Origin of the sequence: Paenibacillus agaridevorans (genome assembly GCF_018604145.1) — a bacterium.
GTDB classification, from domain to species: Bacteria; Bacillota; Bacilli; order Paenibacillales; family Paenibacillaceae; genus Pristimantibacillus; species Pristimantibacillus agaridevorans.
In genome coordinates this window covers 3725068-3749849 of sequence record NZ_CP075889.1, presented here as the reverse complement: position 1 = coordinate 3749849, position 24782 = coordinate 3725068, and the positions used below count along the sequence as shown (strand labels likewise).

General features: G+C 53.3%; 22 protein-coding genes. 14 read left to right on the top strand and 8 right to left on the bottom strand.

All coding sequences use genetic code 11. From position 1 onward, the window contains the following. Positions 1 to 424: 424 nt before the first annotated feature. Positions 425 to 547: a hypothetical protein gene (locus KJW29_RS36495; protein WP_281426366.1), complete on the bottom strand. Its 123-nt coding sequence runs from the start codon at positions 545 to 547 to the stop codon at positions 425 to 427. Between the two features lie 77 nt (positions 548 to 624). Next, entirely contained in the window at positions 625 to 3354 is a 2730-nt protein-coding gene (locus KJW29_RS15895; protein WP_214630517.1) for an alpha-mannosidase, read from the bottom strand. Between the two features lie 156 nt (positions 3355 to 3510). Here KJW29_RS15895 and KJW29_RS15890 point away from each other — a divergent pair, with 156 nt between their 5' ends. After that, entirely contained in the window at positions 3511 to 4623 is a 1113-nt protein-coding gene (locus KJW29_RS15890; RefSeq protein ID WP_214630516.1) for a GntR family transcriptional regulator, read from the top strand. A gap of 54 nt (positions 4624 to 4677) precedes the next feature. Here the strand turns inward: KJW29_RS15890 and hemQ are convergent, their stop codons facing one another. Beyond that, positions 4678 to 5424: a hydrogen peroxide-dependent heme synthase gene (gene hemQ, locus KJW29_RS15885; protein WP_214630515.1), complete on the bottom strand. Its 747-nt coding sequence runs from the start codon at positions 5422 to 5424 to the stop codon at positions 4678 to 4680. 167 nt (positions 5425 to 5591) lie between these two features. Between hemQ and KJW29_RS15880 the strand changes: the two genes are divergently transcribed. From KJW29_RS15880 to KJW29_RS15850, 7 genes are all read left to right on the top strand, one after another. After that, positions 5592 to 5891 carry a YuiB family protein gene (locus tag KJW29_RS15880; RefSeq protein ID WP_087572365.1) on the top strand — a complete coding sequence of 100 codons (300 nt, stop codon included), beginning with the start codon at positions 5592 to 5594 and terminating at the stop codon, positions 5889 to 5891. A gap of 106 nt (positions 5892 to 5997) precedes the next feature. Then, positions 5998 to 7524, top strand: coding sequence for a replication initiation and membrane attachment family protein (locus KJW29_RS15875; RefSeq protein ID WP_214630514.1), 1527 nt, complete (start codon positions 5998 to 6000; stop codon positions 7522 to 7524). A 49-nt stretch (positions 7525 to 7573) separates the two neighbouring features. Continuing rightward, positions 7574 to 8530 carry a primosomal protein DnaI gene (dnaI, locus tag KJW29_RS15870; protein ID WP_214630513.1) on the top strand — a complete coding sequence of 319 codons (957 nt, stop codon included), beginning with the start codon at positions 7574 to 7576 and terminating at the stop codon, positions 8528 to 8530. Between the two features lie 742 nt (positions 8531 to 9272). Further along, positions 9273 to 10382 (top strand): sulfate ABC transporter substrate-binding protein, encoded by a 1110-nt coding sequence (locus KJW29_RS15865; RefSeq protein WP_214630512.1) that lies wholly within the window; start codon positions 9273 to 9275, stop codon positions 10380 to 10382. A 41-nt stretch (positions 10383 to 10423) separates the two neighbouring features. Further along, entirely contained in the window at positions 10424 to 11257 is an 834-nt protein-coding gene (gene cysT, locus KJW29_RS15860; RefSeq protein ID WP_214630511.1) for a sulfate ABC transporter permease subunit CysT, read from the top strand. A 68-nt stretch (positions 11258 to 11325) separates the two neighbouring features. Continuing rightward, complete coding sequence (gene cysW / locus KJW29_RS15855) at positions 11326 to 12204, top strand: sulfate ABC transporter permease subunit CysW (protein WP_087572376.1); 879 nt, start codon at positions 11326 to 11328, stop codon at positions 12202 to 12204. A 55-nt stretch (positions 12205 to 12259) separates the two neighbouring features. Continuing rightward, positions 12260 to 12520, top strand: coding sequence for a YezD family protein (locus KJW29_RS15850; RefSeq protein WP_214630510.1), 261 nt, complete (start codon positions 12260 to 12262; stop codon positions 12518 to 12520). Positions 12521 to 12567: 47 nt separating this feature from the next. On the opposite strand, the gene ant(6) is transcribed toward KJW29_RS15850, so the two are convergent. Both ant(6) and KJW29_RS15840 read right to left on the bottom strand, forming a co-directional pair. After that, entirely contained in the window at positions 12568 to 13419 is an 852-nt protein-coding gene (gene ant(6), locus KJW29_RS15845; protein ID WP_214630509.1) for an aminoglycoside 6-adenylyltransferase, read from the bottom strand. A 102-nt stretch (positions 13420 to 13521) separates the two neighbouring features. Next, positions 13522 to 13668 carry a YqzM family protein gene (locus KJW29_RS15840; RefSeq protein ID WP_087572379.1) on the bottom strand — a complete coding sequence of 49 codons (147 nt, stop codon included), beginning with the start codon at positions 13666 to 13668 and terminating at the stop codon, positions 13522 to 13524. A 193-nt stretch (positions 13669 to 13861) separates the two neighbouring features. Here KJW29_RS15840 and uvrC point away from each other — a divergent pair, with 193 nt between their 5' ends. Continuing rightward, entirely contained in the window at positions 13862 to 15712 is a 1851-nt protein-coding gene (uvrC, locus tag KJW29_RS15835; RefSeq protein WP_214630508.1) for an excinuclease ABC subunit UvrC, read from the top strand. Positions 15713 to 15756: 44 nt separating this feature from the next. On the opposite strand, the gene KJW29_RS15830 is transcribed toward uvrC, so the two are convergent. Together KJW29_RS15830 and KJW29_RS15825 are read right to left on the bottom strand one after the other, a co-directional pair. Continuing rightward, complete coding sequence (locus KJW29_RS15830; protein ID WP_214630507.1) at positions 15757 to 17379, bottom strand: CPBP family intramembrane glutamic endopeptidase; 1623 nt, start codon at positions 17377 to 17379, stop codon at positions 15757 to 15759. Positions 17380 to 17524: 145 nt separating this feature from the next. Continuing rightward, positions 17525 to 18427 carry a LysR family transcriptional regulator gene (locus tag KJW29_RS15825; RefSeq protein ID WP_087572382.1) on the bottom strand — a complete coding sequence of 301 codons (903 nt, stop codon included), beginning with the start codon at positions 18425 to 18427 and terminating at the stop codon, positions 17525 to 17527. Positions 18428 to 18646: 219 nt separating this feature from the next. On the opposite strand from KJW29_RS15825, the gene KJW29_RS15820 reads away from it, so the two are divergent. From KJW29_RS15820 to KJW29_RS15800, 5 genes are all read left to right on the top strand, one after another. Then, complete coding sequence (locus tag KJW29_RS15820; protein WP_087572383.1) at positions 18647 to 19318, top strand: succinate dehydrogenase cytochrome b558 subunit; 672 nt, start codon at positions 18647 to 18649, stop codon at positions 19316 to 19318. A 25-nt stretch (positions 19319 to 19343) separates the two neighbouring features. Further along, on the top strand, positions 19344 to 21098 hold the full coding sequence (gene sdhA / locus KJW29_RS15815; RefSeq protein WP_214630506.1) for a succinate dehydrogenase flavoprotein subunit: 1755 nt from the start codon (positions 19344 to 19346) through the stop codon (positions 21096 to 21098). Positions 21099 to 21119: 21 nt separating this feature from the next. Beyond that, positions 21120 to 21884, top strand: a complete 765-nt coding sequence (sdhB, locus tag KJW29_RS15810) for a succinate dehydrogenase iron-sulfur subunit (RefSeq protein WP_087572385.1) — start codon at positions 21120 to 21122, stop codon at positions 21882 to 21884. A 285-nt stretch (positions 21885 to 22169) separates the two neighbouring features. Next, a complete protein-coding gene (locus KJW29_RS15805; RefSeq protein WP_214630505.1) occupies positions 22170 to 23738 on the top strand; it encodes an MDR family MFS transporter in 1569 nt (522 codons plus the stop codon). Positions 23739 to 23742: 4 nt separating this feature from the next. After that, on the top strand, positions 23743 to 24312 hold the full coding sequence (locus KJW29_RS15800; protein WP_214630504.1) for a PadR family transcriptional regulator: 570 nt from the start codon (positions 23743 to 23745) through the stop codon (positions 24310 to 24312). Between the two features lie 63 nt (positions 24313 to 24375). Here the strand turns inward: KJW29_RS15800 and KJW29_RS15795 are convergent, their stop codons facing one another. Then, on the bottom strand, positions 24376 to 24684 hold the full coding sequence (locus KJW29_RS15795; protein WP_281426364.1) for a winged helix-turn-helix transcriptional regulator: 309 nt from the start codon (positions 24682 to 24684) through the stop codon (positions 24376 to 24378). Positions 24685 to 24782 lie beyond the last annotated feature (98 nt).

Here is a 24782-nt window from a genome sequence, read left to right as displayed (position 1 = left end):
AACAGGATTGGCGTAAATGTGTGCTGGGAGCGTCTACTGGTTTGATGCAAACGTACGCCGTGGGCGTTTACTGGAATGATGCAAAACGGGCATCGTCAGCGCACATGTCCCCTTACGTATGACAGGGGAACTTCCCCTGTAACGGATAAAAGGACCTCTATCTCACTTGGAGACTGAGGTCCTTTCTCATTGTGAAACCTGAACTGTAGCGAGTTTCGTAAAAACGGTTCGGTTGAACAAGCTCTAACAGACATCAGCGACACTATTTGCCCGTTTTTTGACTGGAACTAACTTTAACGGACATGGACGACATTATTTAGCCGTAAACAAGCTAATCAGCACGGTGATGAGGCGAATAACATCGCGTGTGTCCGTTAGCTTTTAGAAACCTTATAAAATCGAAGATTAGCGTCGTTTATGTCCGTTAGGCTGGAGGCAGCACGCTATTCGTACTGCCGCTGCCGAATACCGATGCCGAATGCCGATGCCGAATGCCGATGCCGAATGTCGATACCGAATGCCGCGTACCATATACCGCATACCGCATACCACATACCACATACCACATACCACATACCACATACCGAATAACATTGGTGTATGTTCAGCCGTACCGTACAGTCGCTACTTCGTCGTCGCCTTGAAGCCCAACGTCAAAATCTCGGCGGGTTTGACAGGGACCGTAATGATGCCATCAACGGCATCGAGTCCTTCTTGTCGCTCCTCCAGGACGTTGCTCCGGTACCAGGCCTCGGCATCGGCAGCCTGGATAACGAGCGTCTGCGGTTGAAGCGTTGGATTGTACCATCGGGCGATCGTATCGCCGCGCTCTTCGTTGGCTTTGAAGGCGGTCAGCACCAACGTCTCGCCCGACCAGTTCAGCCAGGAGTGCTCGGCCGGGAGTCGGCCGGATTGCACTGCAGCTTGCCGCACCGTCCACGGTGTATGGAGCATAGCGGCTTCAATGGCGGCGGCATGCCGGTTCTTTTCACCTGCATAAGGAACCAGCAGCAGCTCCGCGCGTTGTTCGCCCAGACATTGCGCGCCCGGTGTCGGGAAGACGCCCCAGTCGCCAAGCTCGCCAACCGAGCGAAGCAGCGTCATGGCAATCGTGTTGCGGCCGTCCCGCAGCAGCTCGTATTCGTTTAACCCTTTGTGGGCAACCGCGAGCCCTGCCTCCGGCTCGTCGATTGCGACGAAGGCTTGGTTATGCTGGCAATTGCTCGGATTGCTCCATATCGCCGAAGGTTCGTTGTCGCGCATGGCCGTTTCGTAGATGGAATCCGCGTGATGCACCTCGGACGTCAGATCGGTCGGGAACAACATGCGCAGGCGATGGTCGCGCGCCTGGTTGTTATAGCTGACCTGGATGGACAGCCCTTTGGCGCCTTTGTCCAGCGTCAGCTTCGTCGCGATAACAAGCGGGACTTTCGCGTCAGTACGTTGCGCCTGGCGTTCCTGAATCGGAACCATCGTCGCCGTCTCACGGGACAGCAAGTCGTCGGCGCCGGCCGGAATCGCCCAGCGATGCACGATTTCGTATACGGTACGCAAGGAAGAATGCTCCAGTTTTACGATATCCGCCCGCAGCCCTTTGGTCGTCAGAGGGATATCGTTGTGAGGCTGCCTGAAAATATATTCGTTACCGATATCCCCGACGTTCTCGAATATGCCCAGATCCCGGTATACTTTCCCGGTCTCTTTGTCGAGCAGCTCGAAAGTGCCGTCCTCCTGGATCGTGATCTTCAAATGTTCGTTGTCCATCGTGTTCGCCGCCGGTTCGGAAGCTACGGAGACCTTCGCGTAAGCGCTTGGCTGCCGTTCCTCCTTGATCCATGCAAAGGTGCCGTAGCCAAGAGCGGGGATATCCTTTGCCTCCAATGTAATGCGGAAACAACGCGCCATATAAGGCTGGCGGAAACGATTCTCCGGCAATTCGTAGCCGAAACGGACGCCAAGGTCCTCGATGCTCGCGTCCATCGCGTTGCCGCTTGCGTCTATTACGGAGCCGAGAGGGAGTCGAACGGTTTCCAGACGCTTTGCGATCTCCGCCGGCGACGGCTCGTACAGCGCCTCCCTCAACAGCTCGAGCTCGACGCTGACAAGGCCGGATCGCTTCCAGCCGGAGGTGTTAAAGACGACGAATGGAACGGCATCCTCTTCGTTCGCGAACGCCGATGTATCGATGGCGCCGGCGACGGCCATCGCGCTTTCTTCCGCAAGACCTTCGGACATATGACGGCTTTTGGCGAACCGGGCCATCATCTCGTCATGCACCTCGTCCACGCTGCAGCCGCAGATGCTATCATGCGGATGGTTCTGCATGAGCGTCTTCCAATTGTAGGTGAGCAAATGATGGGGGTATAGAGCGCCGACGGATTGGGCCATCACGGCTAAAGGTTCGACGGCTTTCTCCAGCAAAGCTTGGCAGTGCTGATTGGCTTGTTTGATATACACGCGGGCGGAAGCGGTATTGACCAGCGTTCCCCAGCCGTCCGTCTGCTGGCTCCGAAGCTCTCCGCGCACGGTAGCCAGAGTGTCGGGGGCCGTTACCCGGACAGATTCGATGTAATCGTTAAAATTCGAATGAATAAAGTCGTATTCTTTATTAAGATCCCTGGCTGTCCTCAGCGCAGCGGCCAAATCCATCTGAACCGGCTGATGATCGCAGCCGTTCATAAACAGCAGATGGGGCGTGGACGCATATTGCTCCACATTCCGAATGCGGCTTTCCCAATACGGAGCCGCTTCTTCCGGTTCCACCGGAATTTCCATGCCGTTATGATACCAGTTCGCGAACAGGATGCCGAGCACCCGCGAGCCGTCCGGCGATTCCCAGTACATTTCGGAGAAAGGCGACTCATAAGCGGCTTCGCCGACGGAATTGTTAGAGCCGGTCGGCTTTACCCCGCGACCGAAGACGGCGTTGTCGATGCCGGCCTGCAGCAGAAGCTGGGGAGCCTGGCCCATATTGCCGAAGGAATCCGGAAAATAGCCGATTTTGGACACGGGGCCGTACGTTGCCGCATCTCTATGCCCGATCAGAAGATTCCGCACGTTCGCTTCGCTGCTCGTCAGGAACTCGTCCTGCAAAATGTACCAAGGGCCTTGAATGAGCCGGCCTTCCCGAATATAATGCTCGACCTTGTCGCGAAGCTCTGGCCTGACTTGCAAGTAATCGTCCATGATGATCGTTTGCCCGTCGAGATGGAAGCTCTTGAACTCGGGATCGCGGTCCAGAAGCTCCAGCAAGCTGTCCATCAGCCTGATAAGCTTCAAGTGATGCTTTTCGTACGACATGTACCATTCCCGGTCCCAGTGCGTATGCGAAATAATATGAATTTGCTTTTTCATGATTTCACGCCCCTTAATATACAAGTATACAACTTAATGAATGTTGAATGTATGACAACTTAAGCTTTATATTAGTTCATAAAGACGTCATTGTAAATAAAAATGTTGATGCATGTTACATTCACTTGTATACTTGTAATGTAAAGGGGAGAGACCATGAGCAGAAATGGCAAAAGCATGCCGATGTATGCGCAGATTCGGGAATATCTACTGGATGGAATCGAGGGCGGGACATGGAGCGGGGAGGAGAAGCTGCCCTCCGAGAACGAGCTTGCCGAGAAATTCGGGGTCAGCCGCATCACGATCAAAAAGGCGCTTGACGGGCTTGTCGAAGAAGGAGTCGTCTATCGGATTCAAGGCAAAGGCTCCTTCGTTTCCGAGAACGGCAAACCCCGGCTTTATGCATCCGAGAGACTGCAGCATCGCAAATCCTTCGTTTGGCTGCTCATGCCGAGAGTAAACAACTTGTTTACGAGCAGCATTCTAAGAGGGGTCGAGCGTACCTTGGACGGAGCGGGCTGCAAGCTGATGTTCAGCAGCACGGATGATTCCCCGGAGAAAGAGAAGGAGCTGCTGGCCGAAGCCTCGGAGCTCGGCGTCAGCGGTGTCATCGTCTATCCCGCGGTGGGGGAAGCCTATAACGAGGACATCCTTCGGATGGCGTTATCCCCGTTCCCGGTCGTCATTATCGACCGTTATCTGCGCGGGGTTGAGACGAATTGCGTGTGCACGGACAACGTGCAGAGCTCCTACGAGGCCGTTAAGTATTTGCTGGAGCTAGGGCATCGGTCCGTCGCTTTCGTTTCCTCTCCCGTTGAAGGCACTACCAGTCTGGAGGATCGGTTGACGGGTTACGAGAAGGCGTTGTCGGAGCATCTGATCCCCGTGGACCGGAGTCTGATCGTCGAACCCTTCGATGAGGAGAAGATGGAGCGTTTGCTGAAGGAGCAGCCCCGTATTACAGCCGTGTTCGCATGCAACAACGACATCGGACTGCGGGTCATTAAGGCTGCGGAGAGAGCGGGGAGGAACATACCGGAGGGACTTTCGATCCTGTTCTTCGACGACTTCGAAAATTCGGAGTGGTTCCGCATCCCGCCGAGCTGTGTCGTACAGCAGCCGGAAGCCATCGGCCGGGAAGCGGCCTCCATGATGCTCCGGCTGATCGATAATCCGGGGACGCCGCGGCAGCGTGTATCCCTGCCCGCGACGCTGGTCGTCCGGGAGTCTACCTCGACGCCGCCCGGAACGACAAAAACGACAGTCTGACGGTAGTCGGACTGTCGTTTTTTTGGACCACTTCAATTGAAGGACAAGTGAAGCCTAGATCTTCAACAAATGAGCGAATTTCTCGTTATCCAGAAAGTTGCCCACGTAGAAGTCTCCGAAATCGGCGAATCGCGCGCTAACTTCGTCGAAGCGCATTTCATAGATAAGTTTCTTGAATTGCAGCGCGTCGTCCGAGAATAGAGTGACGCCCCACTCCCAGTTGTCGAAACCGACGGAGCCCGTAATGATCTGCTTTACTTTGCCCGCGTATTTGCGGCCGATCATGCCGTGGCTGCGCATCATCGTCTTGCGGTCGTCCATGCTGAGCATATACCAGTTATCATTGCCATCGCGGCGTTTGTTCATCGGATAGAAGCAGATATGTTTCCACTTTGGAAGGATCGGCTTAAGGCGAGCGACGATTTCCGGATTCTCCAGAGGATCGCTGCCCGGCTGAGCCATATAATTGCTAAGCTCCACGATGCTCACATAAGAGTGAACGGGATAGGTGAAGCTTGCGAACGTTGTTTTATTGAAAGCCGTCTCGAGCTCGTTCAACTCCTCCAGCGTCTCGCGAAGATGCATGATCATAAAGTCCGCCTTCTGGCCGACGATGGAATAAACAGCCGTGCTGCCGTTCTTCTGAGCTTCGACCTCCGCCCATTGCGCGAGGAATCCTTGCAGCTCGTCCAGCGCCGTGGCTCGTTCTTGTTCCGTCGCGAGGCGCCATGCGGTCCAGTCGACGCTGCGAAAGTCATGAAGGGCGTACCAGCCCTCTAATGTTTGTGCGGCTTCGCTCATCTTGCGTATTGCTCCTCTCGGATTGCTTGTATTTGGTTGCCCCTATTGTAACGTAACCCGCGGCATGCGAGCAAATGACGGACTTGTGACATTTGGCGGGCGCCAATTGACTTCATATTTAGCATTCATTAGAATTAGATAGAATGATTGAAAGGGGTCGTAAGGCAATGATCGAAGCCATCCAAATTATTATCGCGACGGTGCTGTTTTTCGTTATGATGTTCGGCATCGGATTTATTCTGAATATGCTTCTCAAAACGACGTGGTTTCCAATCGGACTTTTTGTCGTCGTCCTGATCGGACTTGCGATCTGGGCTCCGTGGCCGGATGCGGACAATCCGACGTTTGCCAACATCGGCACTTACACGCTTGTCTATTATATTCCAATAACGGGAGCGCTCATTGGCGCTTATGTAAGCGGCTGGGCGATTCGGGCCCTGCGCAAAGGCGGCTACAAAATGTTTTGACGACAAAATCCCTCATCCGGGGGATTTTTCTATTTTTCAAAGCCGTCCTAAGAATCGACATTTATGCTAGAATGATAGGTAGTACGCAAGGGATGGAGTCGATGCAATGCGCATCCAGAATATATTGCAATTTACGGAACATCATCGCTATTACATATTTCGCGGATTCACGCTCAGCAGCACAGATGACAAAATGTTGTCTCTCATCTATCAACCTATGGTCGGCGCCTTCGCAATCGCCTTGTATAGACAACTGTATCACGGCGTTCCAGAGGACCGAACCGGTTACTCCCGCCTGGAGCCTCAGCGGAGACTGTTTCTTGGACTCGGTCTCGAGATGAACGAGCAGAGCCGCAAGTTCGTGGTCGAACAGACGTCCAAGCTGGAAGCGGTCGGCTTGCTTCAGACATCCAGGCTAGGCGGCTCCGAGTTGGCGGAGGTTGTCTACGAATACGAGCTGGAGCAGCCGTTGTCGCCGATCGAATTTTTCCGGAATATGCATCTCGCGATGCTGCTAAGGGACAAAATCGGCAAATATGCCGTTATCGAGCTCAGAGAGTCGTTCGGAGCGAACGAACCCGACGAGCTGGCCGGCGCGGAGTTAACAAAGGAAAATATATCGGTGCCTTTCTACGAGCTGTTCAAGCTGAATATGCAATCGTTCGATACGGAGCTGGAACAAGCGCTGACGGAGGTGGCGCCTACGCGACAGGCGGTTAGGTCGGACCCGACTGCCACGGCAGGCATACCTTATGGCGAGCTTATTCTCCACTTCCCCCGCTCTTCGGGCAATCGCGCCTACGTGGAGCGGCTTCGCGGAGATGCGGATGGCATGTCACAAGTGAACTATGTTGCCTACAAGTATGCGCTGACTGTCGTAAATATATGCCGTCTGCTGGATGAATCCGGCGTTTTCGACGCCGCAGGCAAGCTGAACGTGGACGAGCTGCAGCTCAAGGCGAGCAGTATGTACCGCCAGGATCGGAAGCGCGAGGATGACCGCCAGCGCGTGCTGGCCAAGACGAAGGTGTTCGCGGAGCCTGAGCAGGTGGAAGAAGAGGCGGAGGAAGTGGCGGTGGCGGAGCAGGATTATTTGCCCGTGCCGAACGCGCTTGCGGGCCGCTGCGATATCCAGCAGTACAATATGCTGATGCGCAACGAGCCGCATACCCGCTTTATCCGCCGATTCTTCCCCGGAGCCATTCCCGGCTGGCTGGAGCAAGTGATGGAGCGAATCGATCTGAATTATCGGCTGGCGGAGCCCGTCATTAATGTCCTTATCCATTATGTTATCGGTGGAACGGACGACAGCCGGATTACGAAGGCGTTTCTCGATCATGTCGCGTCCAATATGCTGATGAAGGGCGTGGATTCCTTCGAAAAGGCCGTTCAGTACGTGCGCTTGCAGGCCCAACTGGAGCAGGACAAGGAGAAACGCAAGGAAGCAAGCGCTGGTTCGGGCGGGAGTTACGGAGGCGGAAGGGCTGCCGGCAATCGCGGAGGTTCCGGAAGACCCGGCATCTCGCGCAAGCCGTCTATTCCTATCGTGGGAGAGGCGGAGAAGTCGTCCGTATCGGCCGCGGAGCTGGAGGAGCTGCGCAAGCTGGCTCGCAAGCTGGACGGCAAAGGTTGATTGACAGCTTGTTGTTTGTTGAACGGGCGACACGAAGGGGGAGAGGAAGATGGAATCGTTAGGCGAATTGTTGAAGTCGTGGCCGGCGGGTCAATCCTTGACGGAGCAAGCGGAGCGCAAACTGGCGGAGCTGATGCGCGAGCCGCTCATCGGCAAGCTGCTGGACAAGTATCCCGATCTGAACGAGGATGTTCTCCGGCTGAACCTGAACCGCGTCTACCAATACGTGACGGAATACCGGAATTGCTCGAACTGCCCGGGACTCGACAGGTGTCCGAACGACTACGAGGGTCATTACACGCTCCTTAGCTCGGAGACTGTGAACGGGCTTACTCAGCTTTACGACCGCAAGGTATCCTGCAAAAAATATTTGGCCCGCCAAACAGAGGATGCTATTCGCAGCCGGATTCGCAGCTTCTACGTAGATGATTCGGCGCTGCGGAGAGGCTACTCATCCGATGAAATTCTGACGACGGATCTGGAGCGCGCCAAGGCGGTCGGCCAGGTTCTGCATTATATCGACCGGACAAAGGAGAGCGGCCTGCAGGAGCAGGGGTTGTATCTCGCCGGACGGTTCGGCACCGGCAAGACATTCCTGATGTGTTACCTGCTGCAGGAGCTTGCGAAAGCGGGGTATTCCGGCGTTATCGTCTACATGCCGGATTTCGTGGAGGACTTGAAGGCTTTAATGCATGAGCCGGGCAAGCTGAAGGAAACGGTGGAGATGATGAAGGAGACCGATCTGCTTATCTTCGACGACATTGGCGCGGAGAATTTGAATCCATGGGTGCGCGATCATGTGTTAGGCGCGATATTAAATTACCGGATGGAACGGAAGCCGACCTTCTATACGTCTAACTATGATTTGGACGCTTTGGAGCGGCATTTCAGCTTCACGAGCAAGGACGGAGATGAGCTTCACAAGGGACAACGGCTGATGGATCGCGTTCGTCCTTATGTGGAAGTGGTCATGGTGACGGGAGAGAACAAACGCGGGCGCAAGTAGCTCGCGTTTTTTTTTTAATTTCTGGGTGGAGCGAAAGTTCAGTCGCTGTCCGCTACGGCGTACATACGTGCGCGATTGCGACAACAGAACTTCAGAGACTTTATGGGTTAACAAAGTTTAAGGTCGCTCATCCCAAGTGACCATTGTAAATCGCATCGGAAAATAGAGGGAAAAAATCCCTATAATCTGGAGAAATCGGAATATCGGCTCCTTTTTAGAGGAAAACCTCCCTATAATCAGGGTGGTTCGACTCGAAAACAGCGATCGGACCAGAAATAGAGGGAGGATTTCCCTCTAAAGAGCATGCAAGGGCGGGGAACGGGACAAGTAGAGGGAGTTTTTCCCCTTATTGGAGAGGAAGAACAAGCAGCGCCATTGTTTCTTTATGACTCCAGCCCAAAAAAGAACCGCCAGGATGATCTGTCCTGACGTTTTATTTTTCCCGGTTCGTTTAATGAGGGATAATCGTCGAAAGGGACATGTTTGCACATTTTCTCATATTGGAAGAAAGTATGAAATTGCTATGTAAGCGATTCAAATCCTTATATATCAAGGGATTTCGGGTTTATAAGAATATCTTATGATCCTTGTTTTCTTTGCAAATAAATGGTTGACAGTGTACGGAGACGGCTGGTAATATTCTTTCATAACCAACTAAACGGGTAGGAATAATGGATAAATGACCGGACGAACCGGAGTTTACACTTCCCTACGCAAACTAAATGAATAGGGGTGTTCGTCTATGAAAAACAAATTTTCGCGCGTCAGTTCTATCGTCCTTATCTTGGTCATTTCCACTTTACTTGCCGCATGCGGCGCACAAAACAACGGTAACGGCGGAGCGAGCCCATCGCCTACGAACGCGCCTTCGGACGGTTCGGCCGCAGCACCGGAAGCAAGCAAAGAACCTCTTCCTCCGGTTAAATTATTGAACGTATCCTATGATCCGACTCGTGAATTCTATGTGGAATACAACAAAGCATTCGCGGCGCATTGGCTGGCCGAAAAAAATCAAAAGGTCGAAATCGATCAATCGCATGGCGGTTCCGGCAAACAAGCAAGAGCGGTCATCGACGGTTTGAAAGCGGACGTTGTGACGCTGGCGCTGGGCTACGACATTGATGCGATCGTAGAAGAAGGAAAATTATTGGACGAAGATTGGCAGAAGCAATTCGATCTCAACAGCTCGCCGTACACGTCGACGATCGTATTCCTCGTTCGCAAAGGCAATCCGAAAGGCATCAAAGAGTGGGGCGACCTGATTAAGGAGGGCGTCGAAGTTATTACGCCGAACCCCAAGACATCCGGCGGCGCGCGCTGGAACTACCTCGCAGCCTGGGGTTATGCGCTGAAACAGAACAATAACGATGAAGCGGCAGCAAAACAATTCGTATCGGATCTGTTCAAAAACGTGCCTGTTCTGGATACCGGCGCTCGCGGTTCGACAACAACTTTCGTAGAACGCGGAATCGGCGACGTGCTGCTGGCATGGGAGAATGAAGCGTATCTGTCGATCAACGAGTTGGGGCCGGACAAATTCGACATCGTATACCCTTCGCTCAGCATTCTTGCGGAACCTCCTGTAGCGATCGTCGATAAAGTCGTAGACAACCACGGCACAAGAGAAGTGGCGGAAGCTTATCTGCAATACCTGTATTCGGATGAGGGGCAGAAGCTGGCGGGCAAAAACTACTACCGTCCGACAAATCCGGAGATTGCGAAGGAGTTTAGCGAGCAATTTCCAAGCCTTGAGCTGCTGACGATCGCCGATTTCGGAGGCTGGCAGGAAGCGCAGACGAAACACTTCTCGGACGACGGCATCTTCGACCAAATTTATACGCCAGGTTCTTAAGGCATGAACGTTCTCTCTCATAGGATCGGAGCTGATTTCTCATGAAAGGTTCCAAGGCCCGCAGGGCGCTTCCGGGGTTCGGACTGTCGCTGGGCTTCACGCTCTTCTACATTAGTCTTATCGTTCTTATCCCGCTTGCGGCGGTGTTCTTCAAGACGTTCGAGCTCTCCTGGGCCGAACTGTGGAGCACGATTACGAATCCAAGGGTTCTGGCGTCGTATCGAATCAGCTTCACGACGGCGCTGTGGGCGGGATTGATCAACGCGGTGTTCGGCCTTCTGGTCGCATGGGTGCTCGTGAGGTATCCGTTCCCGGGCAAAAGGTTCATCGACAGTCTCGTCGATATTCCTTTCGCTCTGCCGACGGCGGTAGCGGGCATCGCGCTCACAACGATTTACGCGAAAACGGGTTGGGTAGGTTCGCTGCTTGAGCCGCTGGGCATCAAAGTCGCGTACACTCAGCTAGGCATCATTATCGCGCTTGTGTTCATCGGCTTGCCGTTCGTCGTCCGGACGGTTCAGCCGGTGCTCCAGGACCTGGAGAAGGAAACGGAAGAAGCGGCGGTTATGCTGGGCGCTTATAGACGGCGCACGTTCTTTAAAGTCGTGCTGCCTGAGCTTATGCCGGCGCTCCTGACCGGATTCGCACTTGCCTTCGCGAGGGGAATCGGCGAATACGGCTCGGTCGTCTTCATATCCGGCAATATGCCGATGAGGACGGAGATTGCTCCGCTTCTTATCATGACCAAGCTGGAGCATTACGACTACGCGGGCGCTACCGCCATCGCGGCGGTTATGCTGACCGTATCCTTTATCCTGCTGCTTATCATCAACCTGCTGCAATGGCGGATGAGCAGACGCGCCATACCGGATTAAGCTGCATGCTTGATTGCAGTTATAGCCCGACCATCATTATGAAATAGGATGCAAAGGAGCTGATTCGGATGGCTGGCGCCATAACCGTCTATGGAAACAAAGAAACGGCCCAAAGGCCGAAACACATAACAGAACCCAAATATGTGCAGTGGATTCTAATCGCGATCGCGCTGCTATTTTTGGGACTCGTCGTCCTGCTGCCGCTCGTATCCGTCTTCGTGGAAGGTTTTAGAAAAGGCGCGGACTTGTATTTCAAAGGACTGACGGAGCCCGATACGCTTTCGGCGCTTAAGCTGACGCTTATCGTAGCCGCCATAGCGGTACCTCTGAATACGGTGTTCGGCGTTGCCGCGGCTTGGGCGATCAGCAAGTTCCAGTTCAAGGGGAAAAACTTCTTGATTACTCTGATCGATCTGCCGTTCGCGGTGTCCCCCGTTATTGCCGGCCTAATCTACGTGCTTATGTTCGGAGCGCAGGGTTATTTCGGTCCATGGCTCGATGATCGCGGTATACAGATCGTATTCGCTGTACCGGGCATCGTGCTTGCCACCATTTTCGTGACTGTGCCTTTCGTCGCTAGAGAGCTAATACCGCTTATGCAGGCCCAGGGAGTTCAGCAGGAAGAGGCGGCGGCAAGCCTGGGCGCGAAGGGAGGCTCCATCTTTTGGCGGGTGACGTTGCCGAATATCAAGTGGGGTTTGATCTATGGCATTATCCTATGTAATGCCAGGGCAATGGGAGAGTTCGGAGCCGTCTCCGTCGTATCGGGACATATCCGGGGACAGACGAACACGCTGCCGCTGCATGTGGAGATTCTGTACAACGAATATCAATTCTCCGCGTCGTTCGCGGTCGCATCGCTGCTCGTGATGCTTGCCGTCATTACGCTGATCGTGAAAGGAATTGTCGAGTGGAAGTCGGGGGCATCGCATGCCGGCAACCATTAAGTTGAATGTTAACGCTCAAACCATGGCAGGAAAATCAATGATGGAGGGGATTGTAATGGCAAAGCCGCTTGAAGTGGATGAGGTATGGCAAGAAAGAATCTTGGAGCAGGTGAACGGTCTCGAATACGGTCAGGTGGTTATTACGGTCCATGACGGAAAAATCGTTCAGATCGACCGTACGGAGAGGAAGAGGTACGACGCTCCGGCTTCAAGGGGAACCGCCGCGGAAGCCGGGGGCCAGGATCAGCTGGCTTCGGGAAACAGAATGCGCGGCAAATCCGGCAAGCCCGGCGAAACGTTAAGAGCCGTTCAATAACATAGCGCAAGCTAGGAAACACGCCTCCCCGGAGGCGTGTTTATTCGTTAGCGGCTTTGCAAGATTCGCTCCACATATGTACTTACGACTTCGTCGTAATTCGGGTAAGGGTAGCCGAATCGCCTGGACAGCGTCGCGGAATATGACCGGAACAGGTCGAAACAGCTATGCAAGGAACGTCGCACGCTCTCCGCATCATCCAGCCGATAAGTCGATAACAGAATAAGCCAATGTTCGTTCGGAAGATAACGGTCGATGAACTTGTAGTTTTTCCCCACGCTGAATCCGTAACCGTGCTCCGCGCCGATTTCCCATGACATCATCCTTAGCAGGTTGGGACGGGCGACCTCGTTCAGATGGTCGATCGCGAACAGCAATTCTCCTCTAGCAAGTCCCTTCGCCACATAGGTCGATACCATCCAAAATTCATTGCAGCAGTCGTCAAACTCCCTCGCCGTCGGCTGGCGAAGCCAATATTGCCGGTCGGTTGCGGCTAGACCCGGCGGACTAATCCCATCCTTGTCAAGCAGGATTTCCACTAACCCGTCGCATTCCTCAAAATAACGATCTGCTTCGTTTACGGGTATTAGCGTCAGGTCTACTTTGTTGCCATCTTCCATCAGTATGATGTAGGAAAACCATGTGCCAAGCTCGGAGGGAAACAGCTCCATGGCTTCCGGCTTTTGCATCATGGAGCGCTTGCCGAAAGCATCCAGCCAGTCATCGCTGGATTTGTAAGCATCCATGTCCGTTACGAAATAAGAGATGTCGTAATCCTGGTAATCGTCCGGCGTGATGTTGACGTTTGTTCGGGATCCTTCCAGTACGGCCAGCCGAATGCGGGAGTCGTTGCTGGCAAAGTCGACGAAGATCTGTATCATCTCATCTGTGGTTCTCATAGGGCAGCTTTAAGCCTCCTTAAACCAAAATAGGGAAAGTAACGACAAGAGCCGTAGCCGCCTGATTAAGGCAGTTACGGCTCCCCATGACGTCATCCGAAATTAGGAAATGACGAATTTCACAATAACGGCAACGGCGAAAACAACGACCATGAAACCAAGCATACCGCCGAATCCAAACACGACATCCATCAAATCGTCACGCGGTTCTTCATTTACATGCTCGCGCGGATCTCTGACATTTTCCATCCGTAACGTCCCCCTTCAAAGCTGCACGTCCCACTTATCGTCGTAAGACTCCGCTTATGACTACATACTGATAATAGTATACCCAAAACTTCGAATGATTGTAAAGGACATCCGCGACAATAATAACGCAAATTTGCCCGGAAATATGCTAAAATGTGTACAGGTGTTCGGTTGGCGGGAGGAGGATACAAGCATGGATATAACAGGAGAACAAAATTCGGTCAGGCCCGAGGCAGTATTGGAGGCCATTCGCAACAAGCTGGCGCTGCTGCCCGACAAACCCGGCTGTTACCTGATGAAGAGCAGAGACGGCGTCATCATCTACGTAGGCAAGGCCAAGGTGCTAAAGAACAGGGTCCGCTCCTACTTTATCGGGAGTCATAACGGCAAGACGCAGCGGCTCGTATCAGAAATTTACGATTTCGAATTTATTATTACGGGAAGCAACATGGAGGCGCTCATTCTGGAGTGCAACCTGATCAAGCAGCATCATCCGCGTTATAACGTCCTGCTCAAGGACGACAAGACGTTTCCTTATATCAAAATTACGAACGAAGCGCACCCGAAACTGGAAGTGACGAGGCGCATCGTTAAGGATAAAGGCAAATATTTCGGCCCTTATCCCAATGCGTTCGCGGCCCAGCAGACCAAGAAGCTGCTGGATCGGCTGTATCCGCTTCGCAAATGCAAGACGCTTCCCGACAAAGTATGTCTATACTACCATCTAGGGCAATGCATCGCCCCTTGCGAATATAAAATCGAGAAGGCGACGTACGAAACGATGATCGGCGAGATTACGCGTTTTTTGGGTGGCGGGCATGATGCCGTCAAAGAAGAACTGCAGCGCAAGATGGCGGAGGCTGCGGAGGCGCTGGAATTCGAGCGCGCCAAAGAATACCGGGATCAGCTCATCGCGATAGAAGCGGTTATGGAAAAACAGAAAATTACGATGTCCGATTCCATGGACCGCGACATCTTTGGATATGCCGTGGACAAGGGCTGGATGGCTGTTCAGATTCTGTACATGCGCAACGGCAAGCTGATCGAGCGGCATGGTACGACCTTCCCTTATTATGGGGAAGAATACGACGATTTTATGACGTTCGTTACGCAATATTACAGCGACAATCCCGCATTGCCGAAGCAAATCCTGCTGCCGCTGCCGCCTGAGACCGACAAGGAGGGAGAGGAACTGGTTATCTCCTCCCTGGGAAGCTGGCTGAAGGTGAAGGTGCTTATGCCGCAGCGGGGCAAAAAAAGCGAAGTCGTGGGCATGGCTCAGGACAACGCGCGCAATAGTCTCGACGAGAAATTCCGGCTTATTGAACGCGACGAGGAGCGAAGCGTCAAGGCGTCCCAATCGCTTGGCGGCTGGCTTGGCCTTGATGAGATTCGCCGGATCGAAGCGTTCGATAACTCCAACATTCAAGGGACGAATCCCGTCTCCGCGATGGTTGTGTTTACGGACGGCAAGCCGGACCGCAAGGAGTACCGCAAATACAAGGTAAAGACCGTCGTCGGCTCGGACGATTACGAGACGATGCGGGAGGTAATTCGCCGCAGGTACGAACGAGTGCTGAAGGAAGGATTAACGCGGCCGGATCTCATCGTAGTGGACGGAGGCAAGGGGCAGATATCGGCGGCGCTAGACGTGTTGGAAAACGAACTGGGTCTGTACATCCCCGTATGCGGTCTTGTAAAGGATGCCAAACATAAGACGGCGCAGTTGATGACTGGGGATCCCGCAGAGATTGTGCCTCTCCCCCGTGACAGCCAGGAATTTTACCTGCTGCAGCGGATTCAGGACGAAGTGCATCGATTCGCGATTACGTTCCACCGCGAGCAGCGCGCGAAGTCCATGGTCGAGTCGCGTTTGGACGCCATCCCGGGCATCGGGGAGAAACGCAGGAAGCAGCTTCTAAAGCATTTCGGTTCGCTCAAAAAAATAAAAGAAGCCTCAGTCGAAGACTTCAGGCCTCTCTCGATCGGCGACAAGCTCGCCGGGGACATTATTGCGGCTCTAAGAGACGAACCGTCGACATAATCGGCGGATTCGTCCTTTTTTTGAATTTCTCGGAATATAACGCGCTACTCCGCCAAAGGACGAGGTAGACTTTTCGCCTTGCGCCTATCCCAATACCGGAGCACGTAAGCGATCAATACCGGCAGCAGGGTGAAAAAGACAGCCGACGAAATATTTGCAGCTCCGCCCACCATGATGAGCGAGCTGCCGACGGCTATGCTGTTGAAGATGGCATGCGTGAACATCGCCGTAATAAAGCCGTAACGGACGAAAATAAAGCTGAACAGAAGTCCGACGACCATAAGCTCGAACAGGCGGGTCGTGGAAGGGTAGAACGGATACATGACATGCCCCAGCGACCAGAACAAAGTCGGAAGTATCGCTGCCGCGAAAGTGTTTCGGAACCACTTTCGGAACAGGCCGATGCCAAAGAATCGGAACACGGCTTCTTCGGATATGGCCGCAGCCCAGGCCAGCACGGGCATAAGCCAGAGCACGCTGAAGTTGTAGGGAGACATCGTGACGTCGCTTGTGCCCCATGTCCCGATGAGAACCTCCAGCAAACGGAAAAGGAGCGGCTGTATGCCGAGCAGAATAATCGCGAACAAGTAAGACAATCCCATGCTCTTCCATACGTAGTCGCCATAACCCGGCTGGCCGAGCCGCGGCCAAAGCTGCCGTCCTTGCGCCTTCCATAGTCCGTCGCCGGCGACGATGGACAGATAAACGGAAGCCGCCATCGGGATGGAGACGAGCACGGTAATGACCATTGTGACCAGCAGGATGCTGTCATCGAACGGCGCTTCGCCTTGTGACGCGATTAATCCGTCAATGACGCCTACATTCATAATCACGTATGCAATGGTAAAGATGATGGTTAGCACCCAGCCATATTTGAACGAAGTGAATTTGCGGTACAGAATGGCGTATACGATTGCCAGTATGCCGAGAATGACGCTCATCAGCGCGTAGCCGATCCCCGTCAGCCAGCCGGCAAGTTTATCTTGGCCGCTCACATAAGACTTATAGCTTGCCGGAACTTCGAAGGTTGGTTTATATTTCGTGATGATCGGCTCTCCGTCGACGGACTGCACCTTAAACGACACGTGTAGATCGGCTTCGCCTACGATGGAAGGATCGCCGTTCGCCGTTAAGCTCCATTCGCCTTTATTGTTTAAGGTTAAGTCGGATGGGGAGCTTCCCGGCAATGGTTTGTTTTGCAAATACTGTTGCAGCAACTCGCGTTGCTCCTGTTCGGCAACGGTATCGCCTTCCCTGAGATTAAAGTTCCAGGCGACTACACTGCCGGTATACATATTGAGATACACAAATCCGGTACCCTTACGGTCCGCGAAACGCAAGTTAACCTGGAACGTGTCGGTCGGGAAGTTGACGCCGTATTCTTTTTCGAATTTCTGAGACAGCTTTTCTTTGGACAGATAACCGCTGAACAGCTTATCGGATTGATGGACAGCCTTTTCGTCGCGCACATCATAACCGGTGGACTCTTCGGCGAACGAGACCGCCCTCTCGAGCACGATTTCCTTATCGACAACCTTGCCTCCGTAGGGATGATCCTGGACCGAGACGATCATAGGGACGATTTCCAGCAGCGTAAACAGGATTCCGCATATAATAGCGGCGATTCCGTAACGCTTCCACTCTTTGCGAGTAATCATTTCAGTCATGTTTCACCTCTGGTAGGATTATGATTTCGTTCTTTCATTACCATATCATATCTATGGGCATTAGTTCCAACGACGCACCTTCTTGTTGATCCCATCATAAGATTGGCGGCAGACGCCTTATGAACCTTCACTCATATGGAAATAACTAAATGGAAGGATGCTGGGCGTAAACGGCCGAGATTTCGTTAATGCACAGCTTGACCGACGGACTTAGTACGCCGGGATCGACATGGATGAGCGAGGTTGTCCGCTTCGCCTCCTCCAGCTCCCTGATCGGCATGACGATCAGATCGTTATCCTCCAGCAGCTGCTGCCTCATGTACGACTTCGGAAGCAGTGTAGCAGCGCGGCAAGTATGGAGGAGCCGAAGGATCGCTTCGAACGAATCGATTTCCATGCGTACATCCGGAGATATCCGGTGGGATTCGAACAGCTCATCCGTTAATATACGATACCAGGTGCCTTTCGAGAACAGAATCATGGGCAATCCGTTTAAATCATCCATGCCAAGCTCGCCTTTGTCCGTGATGACATGATTGCGGGGGAGCACGAGCAGCAGATGATCGTCGAATAGCGATACGCAGCGAATGGATGGATCGTCGATTCGCGAAGCGACGATTCCGATATCGACCTTATGTTCGCGGACGTAGGACACAATCTCGTGAGTCTTGCCGGTAATGGCTTTAATGTCGAATTCGGGATGCGTGGATGTCAGCCGCTGGATCAGGTCAGGCAGCGTCGTCTGCAAGGTGGTCAAGCTTGCGCCGATCGTTAGCGAGGTGCGGCCCGTCGCCGTATATTCGGACACGTTGTGCAGATAAGTGCGGTGAAGCTGCTGCAGCTCCAGCGCGTATTCGTATGTCAGCTGTCCGATTCGAGTCAATTCGAGCCGCTTGCCGATGCGGCGGAACAGCTTGGCTCCGATCTCATCCTCCATCTTGGCTATCTTGCGGGAGAGCGCCGGCTGCGACAAATTGAGCTGCGCTGATGCTTTATTCATGCTGGAATGCTCCACGATGACACGGAACACGTCTATTTCTTCGTACACGCGTAAGGCCCCCTTTGAGGAATACCTCTTATGTCGTTAGGTTATAAGAGTTTATAATAAATATGCAATTCCATTATAAGTTGAAAAGGAGTAGGATGGAAGTGTGGCAAATGTGTGTCGACTTTTGTTGACGGGGGTACGAGCGGGCGTTACAATGTAGAATGGTTTGTTTAAGTAAGAGTTCAACAACCTCTTAAAGTTTTGAAAGGAGAAGGAAACATGAAAGGAAATTCGTATTTCTCGCGCAAGCTGCACTCGCTACTCGGCATCATTCCGCTGGGCGGGTTCATTGTTGTGCACGGACTCACGAATTATCAAGCGTTCGAGCGTGGACCGGAGGGCTTTGACAAAGGCGTTACATTGATCAACAGCTTGCCTTTGCTGCCGTTGCTTGAGATATTCGTGATCTATCTTCCGTTGTTGTTCCACGGTATCTACGGTCTGTACGTAGCCTACCAGTCGAACTCCAACACGGGACGGTTCAAGTATGGCCGCAACTGGGCGTTCACGGCTCAGCGCGTAACGGGCGTGATTACGTTTGTATTCGTTTTCTGGCACGTCTATCAGACCCGCATGCAAGTGTATCTCGGCAATATCACGCACGAGGAACTTGGCTCTACCATGAATAAGATTGCAACGGATCCAACTTATTTCGTGCTGTATTTGATCGGCGTTCTTGCTGCCGTATTCCACTTCAGCAACGGCCTGTGGGCATTTCTGATCAGCTGGGGCATTACGATCGGACCGAAAGCGCAGCGCATTTCTTCCTACATTTGCATGGGCGTGTTCGTAGTCGTATCTGCCCTGTTCATTCTTTCGCTGGTAGCGTTCATGGGCGACGAGTTCAAAGAAGCTGCTAATGCGGCTCTGACATGGACGAATATCGGTTAGTATCGAAGACAAGGAGCGAAGCGTAATGGCAAAAAATAAAATCATCGTTGTCGGCGGCGGTCTGGCCGGCTTGATGGCAACGATCAAAGCAGCGGAAGCGGGCATTCACGTAGACCTGTTCTCCCTTGTGCCGGTCAAGCGTTCCCACTCCGTGTGCGCGCAAGGCGGCATTAACGGCGCCGTTAACACCAAGGGCGAAGGCGACTCTCCATGGGAGCACTTCGACGATACCGTATACGGCGGCGACTTTCTGGCGAACCAGCCTCCCGTTAAGGCGATGTGCGAGGCAGCGCCCGGCATTATCCACTTGATGGACCGGATGGGCGTTATGTTTAGCCGAACATCCGAAGGCCTTCTCGATTTCCGTCGCTTCGGCGGCACGCAATATCACCGTACGGCATTTGCCGGGGCTACAACGGGACAACAGCTGCTCTACGCGCTCGACGAGCAAGTGCGCCGCTGGGAAGCCGCGGGTCTGGTCAACAAGTTCGAACACTTCGAGTTCCTCGGCGCCGTTCTTGACGACGATGGCGTATGCCGCGGCGTATCCGCTCAGGACCTCCGTTCGATGGATATTGTAACGGTACGCGCAGACGCGGTCATTCTCGCATCCGGCGGCCCGGGCATCATCTTCGGCAAGACGACGAACTCCGTTATCAACACGGGTACGGCCGCAAGCGCCGTCTATCAACAAGGTGTCAAGTATGCGAACGGCGAATTCATCCAAATTCACCCTACGGCGATTCCCGGCGACGACAAGCTTCGTCTCATGTCGGAATCCGCGCGCGGCGAAGGCGGACGGATCTGGACGTATAAAGACGGCAAACCTTGGTATTTCCTTGAAGACAAATATCCGGCTTACGGCAACCTGGTGCCGCGCGATATCGCGACTCGCGAAATTTTCTCGGTTTGCGTAGATCAGAAGCTCGGCATTAACGGCGAGAACATGGTCTATCTTGATCTGTCCCACAAGGATCCGAAGGAGCTGGACGTAAAGCTGGGCGGCATCATCGAAATTTACGAGAAGTTTATGGGCGACGATCCGCGCAAAATTCCGATGAAGATCTTCCCTGCGGTTCACTACTCCATGGGCGGCATGTGGGTCGACTACAACCAAATGACCAACATTCCCGGTCTGTTCGCGGCCGGCGAGTGCGACTATCAATACCACGGCGCGAACCGTCTCGGCGCGAACTCCTTGTTGTCCGCGATCTTTGGCGGCATGGTGGCCGGACCGAAAGCGGTGGAATACATCAAAGGCCTCAAGAAATCGGCTGAAGATATTTCCTCTTCCGTATTCGATCGCGACACGAAACTTCATGCCGACAAGTACAATCGCATTCTCGGCATGAGCGGCACGGAGAACGCATATGTCATCCACAAAGAGCTGGGCGAATGGATGACGAACAATATGACGGTTGTGCGCTTCAACGACAAGCTGGAAGCGACGATCGGCAAAATCAAGGAACTCAAGCAGCGCTACCAGAACATCAACATTAACGATACGGCGCAATGGAACAACGCAGGCGTGGCGTTTACGCGTCAACTGTGGAATATGATCGAGCTGTCCGAAGCGATGACGCTCGGAGCGCTTATGCGGAACGAAAGCCGCGGAGCCCATTACAAGCCGGACTTCCCGGAACGCGACGACGATCAGTTCATGAAGTCGACGATCGCCGACTGGACGCCGGACGGACCGAAGATCTCCTACGAGGACATTGACGTCAGCCTGATTGCACCGCGCAAACGCGACTATTCGACCGATAAGAAAAAAGACTGATAAGAAGAAAGGAGAATAACGATGGCCGAAACGACTGTAGCATCCAAAACCGTCAAGTTTATTATTTCCCGCCAGGATACGCCGGAATCCAAGCCGTACACGCAAGAGTTCGAGCTGCCATATCGCCCGAACATGAACGTTATCAGCGGCTTGATGGAAATTCAACGTAATCCTACGACTGCGGACGGCGTCAAAACTTCGCCGGTATGCTGGGAATCCAACTGTCTGGAAGAAGTGTGCGGCGCTTGCTCCATGGTCATCAACGGCAAGCCGCGCCAAGCGTGCAGCGCCTTGATCGATCAGCTGGAACAGCCCGTTCGTCTGGAGCCTATGCGCACGTTCCCGGTTGTACGCGACCTCGTCATCAACCGCGAACGTATGTTCAACGCCTTGAAAAAGGTAAAAGCATGGATTCCGATCGACGGAACGTACGATCTGGGTCCCGGTCCGCGCATGGCGGAATCGAAGCGCCAATGGGCGTACGAGCTGTCGAAGTGCATGACTTGCGGCGTCTGCCTGGAGTCTTGCCCGAACGTCAATGATCGGAACAGCTTTATCGGTCCGGCAGCCATCTCTCAGGTTCGACTGTTCAACGCTCACCCCACGGGCGAGATGAACAAGCACGAACGTTTGGACGCGTTGATGACGGACGGAGGCATCGAAGGCTGCGGCAATTCGCAGAACTGCGTGCGTTCCTGTCCGAAGGGCATCCCGCTGACGACTTCCATCGCGGCGATGAACAAGGACACCACGACGCATCTCTTTAAGAAATGGCTTGGCATGTAATCCAGCCTTCATACAAAAGCGGAGCTCTTAAGCACGAGCTGCCGGATCACAAGCCTCGCATGCGGATACCCGCTGCGGGGCTTTTTTGAATGAGGTGCCCCCTCTATTTGATATTGATAACTATTATCAATTAATGATTTCATCATAATAAAAACCGACCCTGTTGTCAATCGGGAACCGAAGGTTTACAAACTGTTTACTCAAATTTGAGGTTGAAAATTACTCAAATTTGATTATAATTACGAAAGGATATACAAGAGATAACGATGAAGGAAAGGTGAGAAGATGGACGCAAACAAAAGCAATACGAAACTGGTCGTAGCCGGCCTGATGTTAGGCCTGTTTATGGCTTCGCTGGACCAGACGATCGTCTCGACCGCGATGGCGACGATTATCAAGCAGCTAGGCGGCTTTGAATATTTTATTTGGGTATATTCGGCTTACATGATCGCGATGGTCGTGGCGACGCCGATCTTCGGGAAGTTATCGGATATGTACGGGCGGCGCAAGTTCTTCCTGCTTGGTCTGGGACTGTTCGTGGCAGGCTCCATTCTGTGCGGGATGGCGATTAACATGGAGCAGCTCATTATTTTCCGCGCGATTCAAGGGATCGGCGGCGGAGCTGTCATGCCGATCGTGTTTACGATTATTTTCGAGATGTTCCCCGCGGAGAAACGCGGCAAAATGATGGGGTTATTCGGCGCCGTGTTTGGCATATCGAGCGTATTCGGTCCCATTATGGGCGGGGCGATAACGGATAACTTCAGCTGGCGCTGGATTTTCTACATTAACGTGCCTATCGGCCTGCTTGCGTTCGCGTTTATACTTAAGGCGTACCATGAGACCAAATCCTCGAAAAAACAGCATATCGACTGGGCGGGGGCGATTCTGCTGACCGTATCCATTCTGCTGCTCATGTTCGGACTGGAGCTCGGAGGGACGGAAGGCTGGGCTTGGGGATCGTTGCAAACGATCGGTTTGTTCGCGGGCGCGGGCGTGTTGCTTGCGCTGTTCTTGTACGCGGAGACCAAGGCGAAGGATCCTATCGTCAACCTGGGCTTGTTCGGAAGGCGGGTATTTACCAGCAGCATGATGATCAGCTTGCTCTATGGCGGTGTCATGATCGCAGGGGCGACGTATATCCCGATCTTTATTCAAGGGGTCTTTAACAAGTCTGCTACGGAAACAAGCACCGTCCTGATTCCGATGATGCTGGCGGTCGTATTGAGCAGCCAGATCGGCGGGCGCGTGGCGGACAAATTCAAGTTTCGCAACGTGATGGTCATCTCCGGCTTGACGCTTCTCGCAGGCACGTTGTTGCTTGGGTACGGAATGGATGCGGGGACGAGCAGAGGCGTTATCACCATGTATATGATCGTCGTAGGTCTGGGCATGGGCGTATCTTTCTCGCTGCTCAACATATCGGCCCTTAGCTCCGTGCCGCCGCAATCCAAGGGATCGGCAACCTCCCTGATTACCTTCTTCCGGACGATCGGCTCTGCTCTTGGCATCACCGTATTCGGCGTTATCCAGAAGTTGAGCTTCCAATCGGGTTTGCAAGAGGTGCCGAATATTAGCCCCGAGATCGCCGAACAGATCAAAGGCGGTCAAGCGCTGCTGGATCCTGTGGTTCAGAGCCAGATGGGGCTCAGCCAAGAGAGCGTGGCCTCCTTGCTTGGCAAGCTCGCCGATTCCATCGTCCATGTGTTCCAATGGTCTGTTATTTTGCCTATCGCCGCGCTGGTATTCGCGATTTTAATGGGAAGCGCCAGGTCGCAAGCTGCGCCGTCCCCATCCGCATCCGGCCAAGAGGGCGGCGGACGTCCGCCGAAACCATCGCTGCGCAGAGGGTAAGGGCATGTCGGTAAAGCTGCTCGTGCTGGGACTAATGATGGAACGGGATCGTCATCCCTACGATATTCGACAGACGATCAAGGCTCGGAATTGGCATGTCACCTTTAACGTGCGCGACGGATCGTTGTATTATGCCGTAGACCAGTTATGCCAAGAGGGCTCTATCGAAGCGGTGGAGATCGTGCAAGCACCCGGCCAAAACAGACCGGACAAAACGATTTACCGTATTACCGCCAAAGGCCGTGAGACTCTGGTGAAGCTGCTTAACAAGCAGTTGGGGGAGACGGCCTTCCCTCAGCATCCAGCGCTCTCGGCACTGCCGTTTATACGGCACAGCGATCATATAGAAGCGCTTCGTTGCTTGGATACGCAGCTGGAGGCGTGTAAAAAAAGAATTTCGATGATGGAGGCCGTTCAGCAGCTCAAGGCTGGGACGCTGCCGCGCGGTTCTGTCCATCTGATTAGAGGTATTCTGAAGTTAAGTCTGGCCGAGAAGGAATGGCTGGAGGAGGTTATTGCAGAGGCCAAGAATGGCAGGCTATTCGAGCCGAAGCCTCCAAGCCCGGATTCCTGACTGGAATAAAAACGAAAAAACCGCCGGGGACATTGTCCTTGGCGGTTAAAGCGTACAAAGATTTTACATCCATTGCTCGCCCCAAGCTTGAATCGATTCGATGACGGGCTGCAGGTCGCGGCCCTTGTCCGTCAGCTCGTATTCGATCCGTACCGGCATCTCCGGATACACATGGCGGTTTACGATGCCGAGCGTTTCCAGCTCTTTCATTCGATCGGTCAACATTTTATCGCTCATCTCGGGAATTTGCTCTTTCATGTCCTTGAATCGTTTCGGACCGCCCAGCAATACCCGTATAATTCGTCCAGTCCACTTCTTGCCTAACAAATCGGCCGCTGCTTCGTATCTTGGGCACATTGTCGAATAATCCACCGAAATCACCCCGCTTTTTGTAACTCCTATTGTATCATATATACGAACAAAAAGTAAGTGCCATCAAATTCCGCCGCCGATAGCGGTCCATAACGATG

Bases quoted from the DNA above. Each gene is read 5' to 3' on its own strand.
- KJW29_RS15820 (WP_087572383.1), top strand. From the start codon at position 18,647: ATGAAAGGAAATTCGTATTTCTCGCGCAAGCTGCACTCGCTACTCGGC.
- KJW29_RS15830 (WP_214630507.1), bottom strand. From the start codon at position 17,379: ATGACTGAAATGATTACTCGCAAAGAGTGGAAGCGTTACGGAATCGCC.
- hemQ (WP_214630515.1), bottom strand. From the start codon at position 5,424: ATGAGCGAAGCCGCACAAACATTAGAGGGCTGGTACGCCCTTCATGAC.
- KJW29_RS15865 (WP_214630512.1), top strand. From the start codon at position 9,273: ATGAAAAACAAATTTTCGCGCGTCAGTTCTATCGTCCTTATCTTGGTC.
- KJW29_RS15800 (WP_214630504.1), top strand. From the start codon at position 23,743: ATGTCGGTAAAGCTGCTCGTGCTGGGACTAATGATGGAACGGGATCGT.
- KJW29_RS15875 (WP_214630514.1), top strand. From the start codon at position 5,998: ATGCGCATCCAGAATATATTGCAATTTACGGAACATCATCGCTATTAC.
- uvrC (WP_214630508.1), top strand. From the start codon at position 13,862: ATGGATATAACAGGAGAACAAAATTCGGTCAGGCCCGAGGCAGTATTG.
- cysT (WP_214630511.1), top strand. From the start codon at position 10,424: ATGAAAGGTTCCAAGGCCCGCAGGGCGCTTCCGGGGTTCGGACTGTCG.
- cysW (WP_087572376.1), top strand. From the start codon at position 11,326: ATGGCTGGCGCCATAACCGTCTATGGAAACAAAGAAACGGCCCAAAGG.
- sdhA (WP_214630506.1), top strand. From the start codon at position 19,344: ATGGCAAAAAATAAAATCATCGTTGTCGGCGGCGGTCTGGCCGGCTTG.
- KJW29_RS15895 (WP_214630517.1), bottom strand. From the start codon at position 3,354: ATGAAAAAGCAAATTCATATTATTTCGCATACGCACTGGGACCGGGAA.
- KJW29_RS15880 (WP_087572365.1), top strand. From the start codon at position 5,592: ATGATCGAAGCCATCCAAATTATTATCGCGACGGTGCTGTTTTTCGTT.
- dnaI (WP_214630513.1), top strand. From the start codon at position 7,574: ATGGAATCGTTAGGCGAATTGTTGAAGTCGTGGCCGGCGGGTCAATCC.
- KJW29_RS15850 (WP_214630510.1), top strand. From the start codon at position 12,260: ATGGCAAAGCCGCTTGAAGTGGATGAGGTATGGCAAGAAAGAATCTTG.
- KJW29_RS15890 (WP_214630516.1), top strand. From the start codon at position 3,511: ATGAGCAGAAATGGCAAAAGCATGCCGATGTATGCGCAGATTCGGGAA.
- KJW29_RS36495 (WP_281426366.1), bottom strand. From the start codon at position 547: ATGCGGTATGCGGTATATGGTACGCGGCATTCGGTATCGACATTCGGC.
- KJW29_RS15805 (WP_214630505.1), top strand. From the start codon at position 22,170: ATGGACGCAAACAAAAGCAATACGAAACTGGTCGTAGCCGGCCTGATG.
- KJW29_RS15840 (WP_087572379.1), bottom strand. From the start codon at position 13,668: ATGGAAAATGTCAGAGATCCGCGCGAGCATGTAAATGAAGAACCGCGT.
- sdhB (WP_087572385.1), top strand. From the start codon at position 21,120: ATGGCCGAAACGACTGTAGCATCCAAAACCGTCAAGTTTATTATTTCC.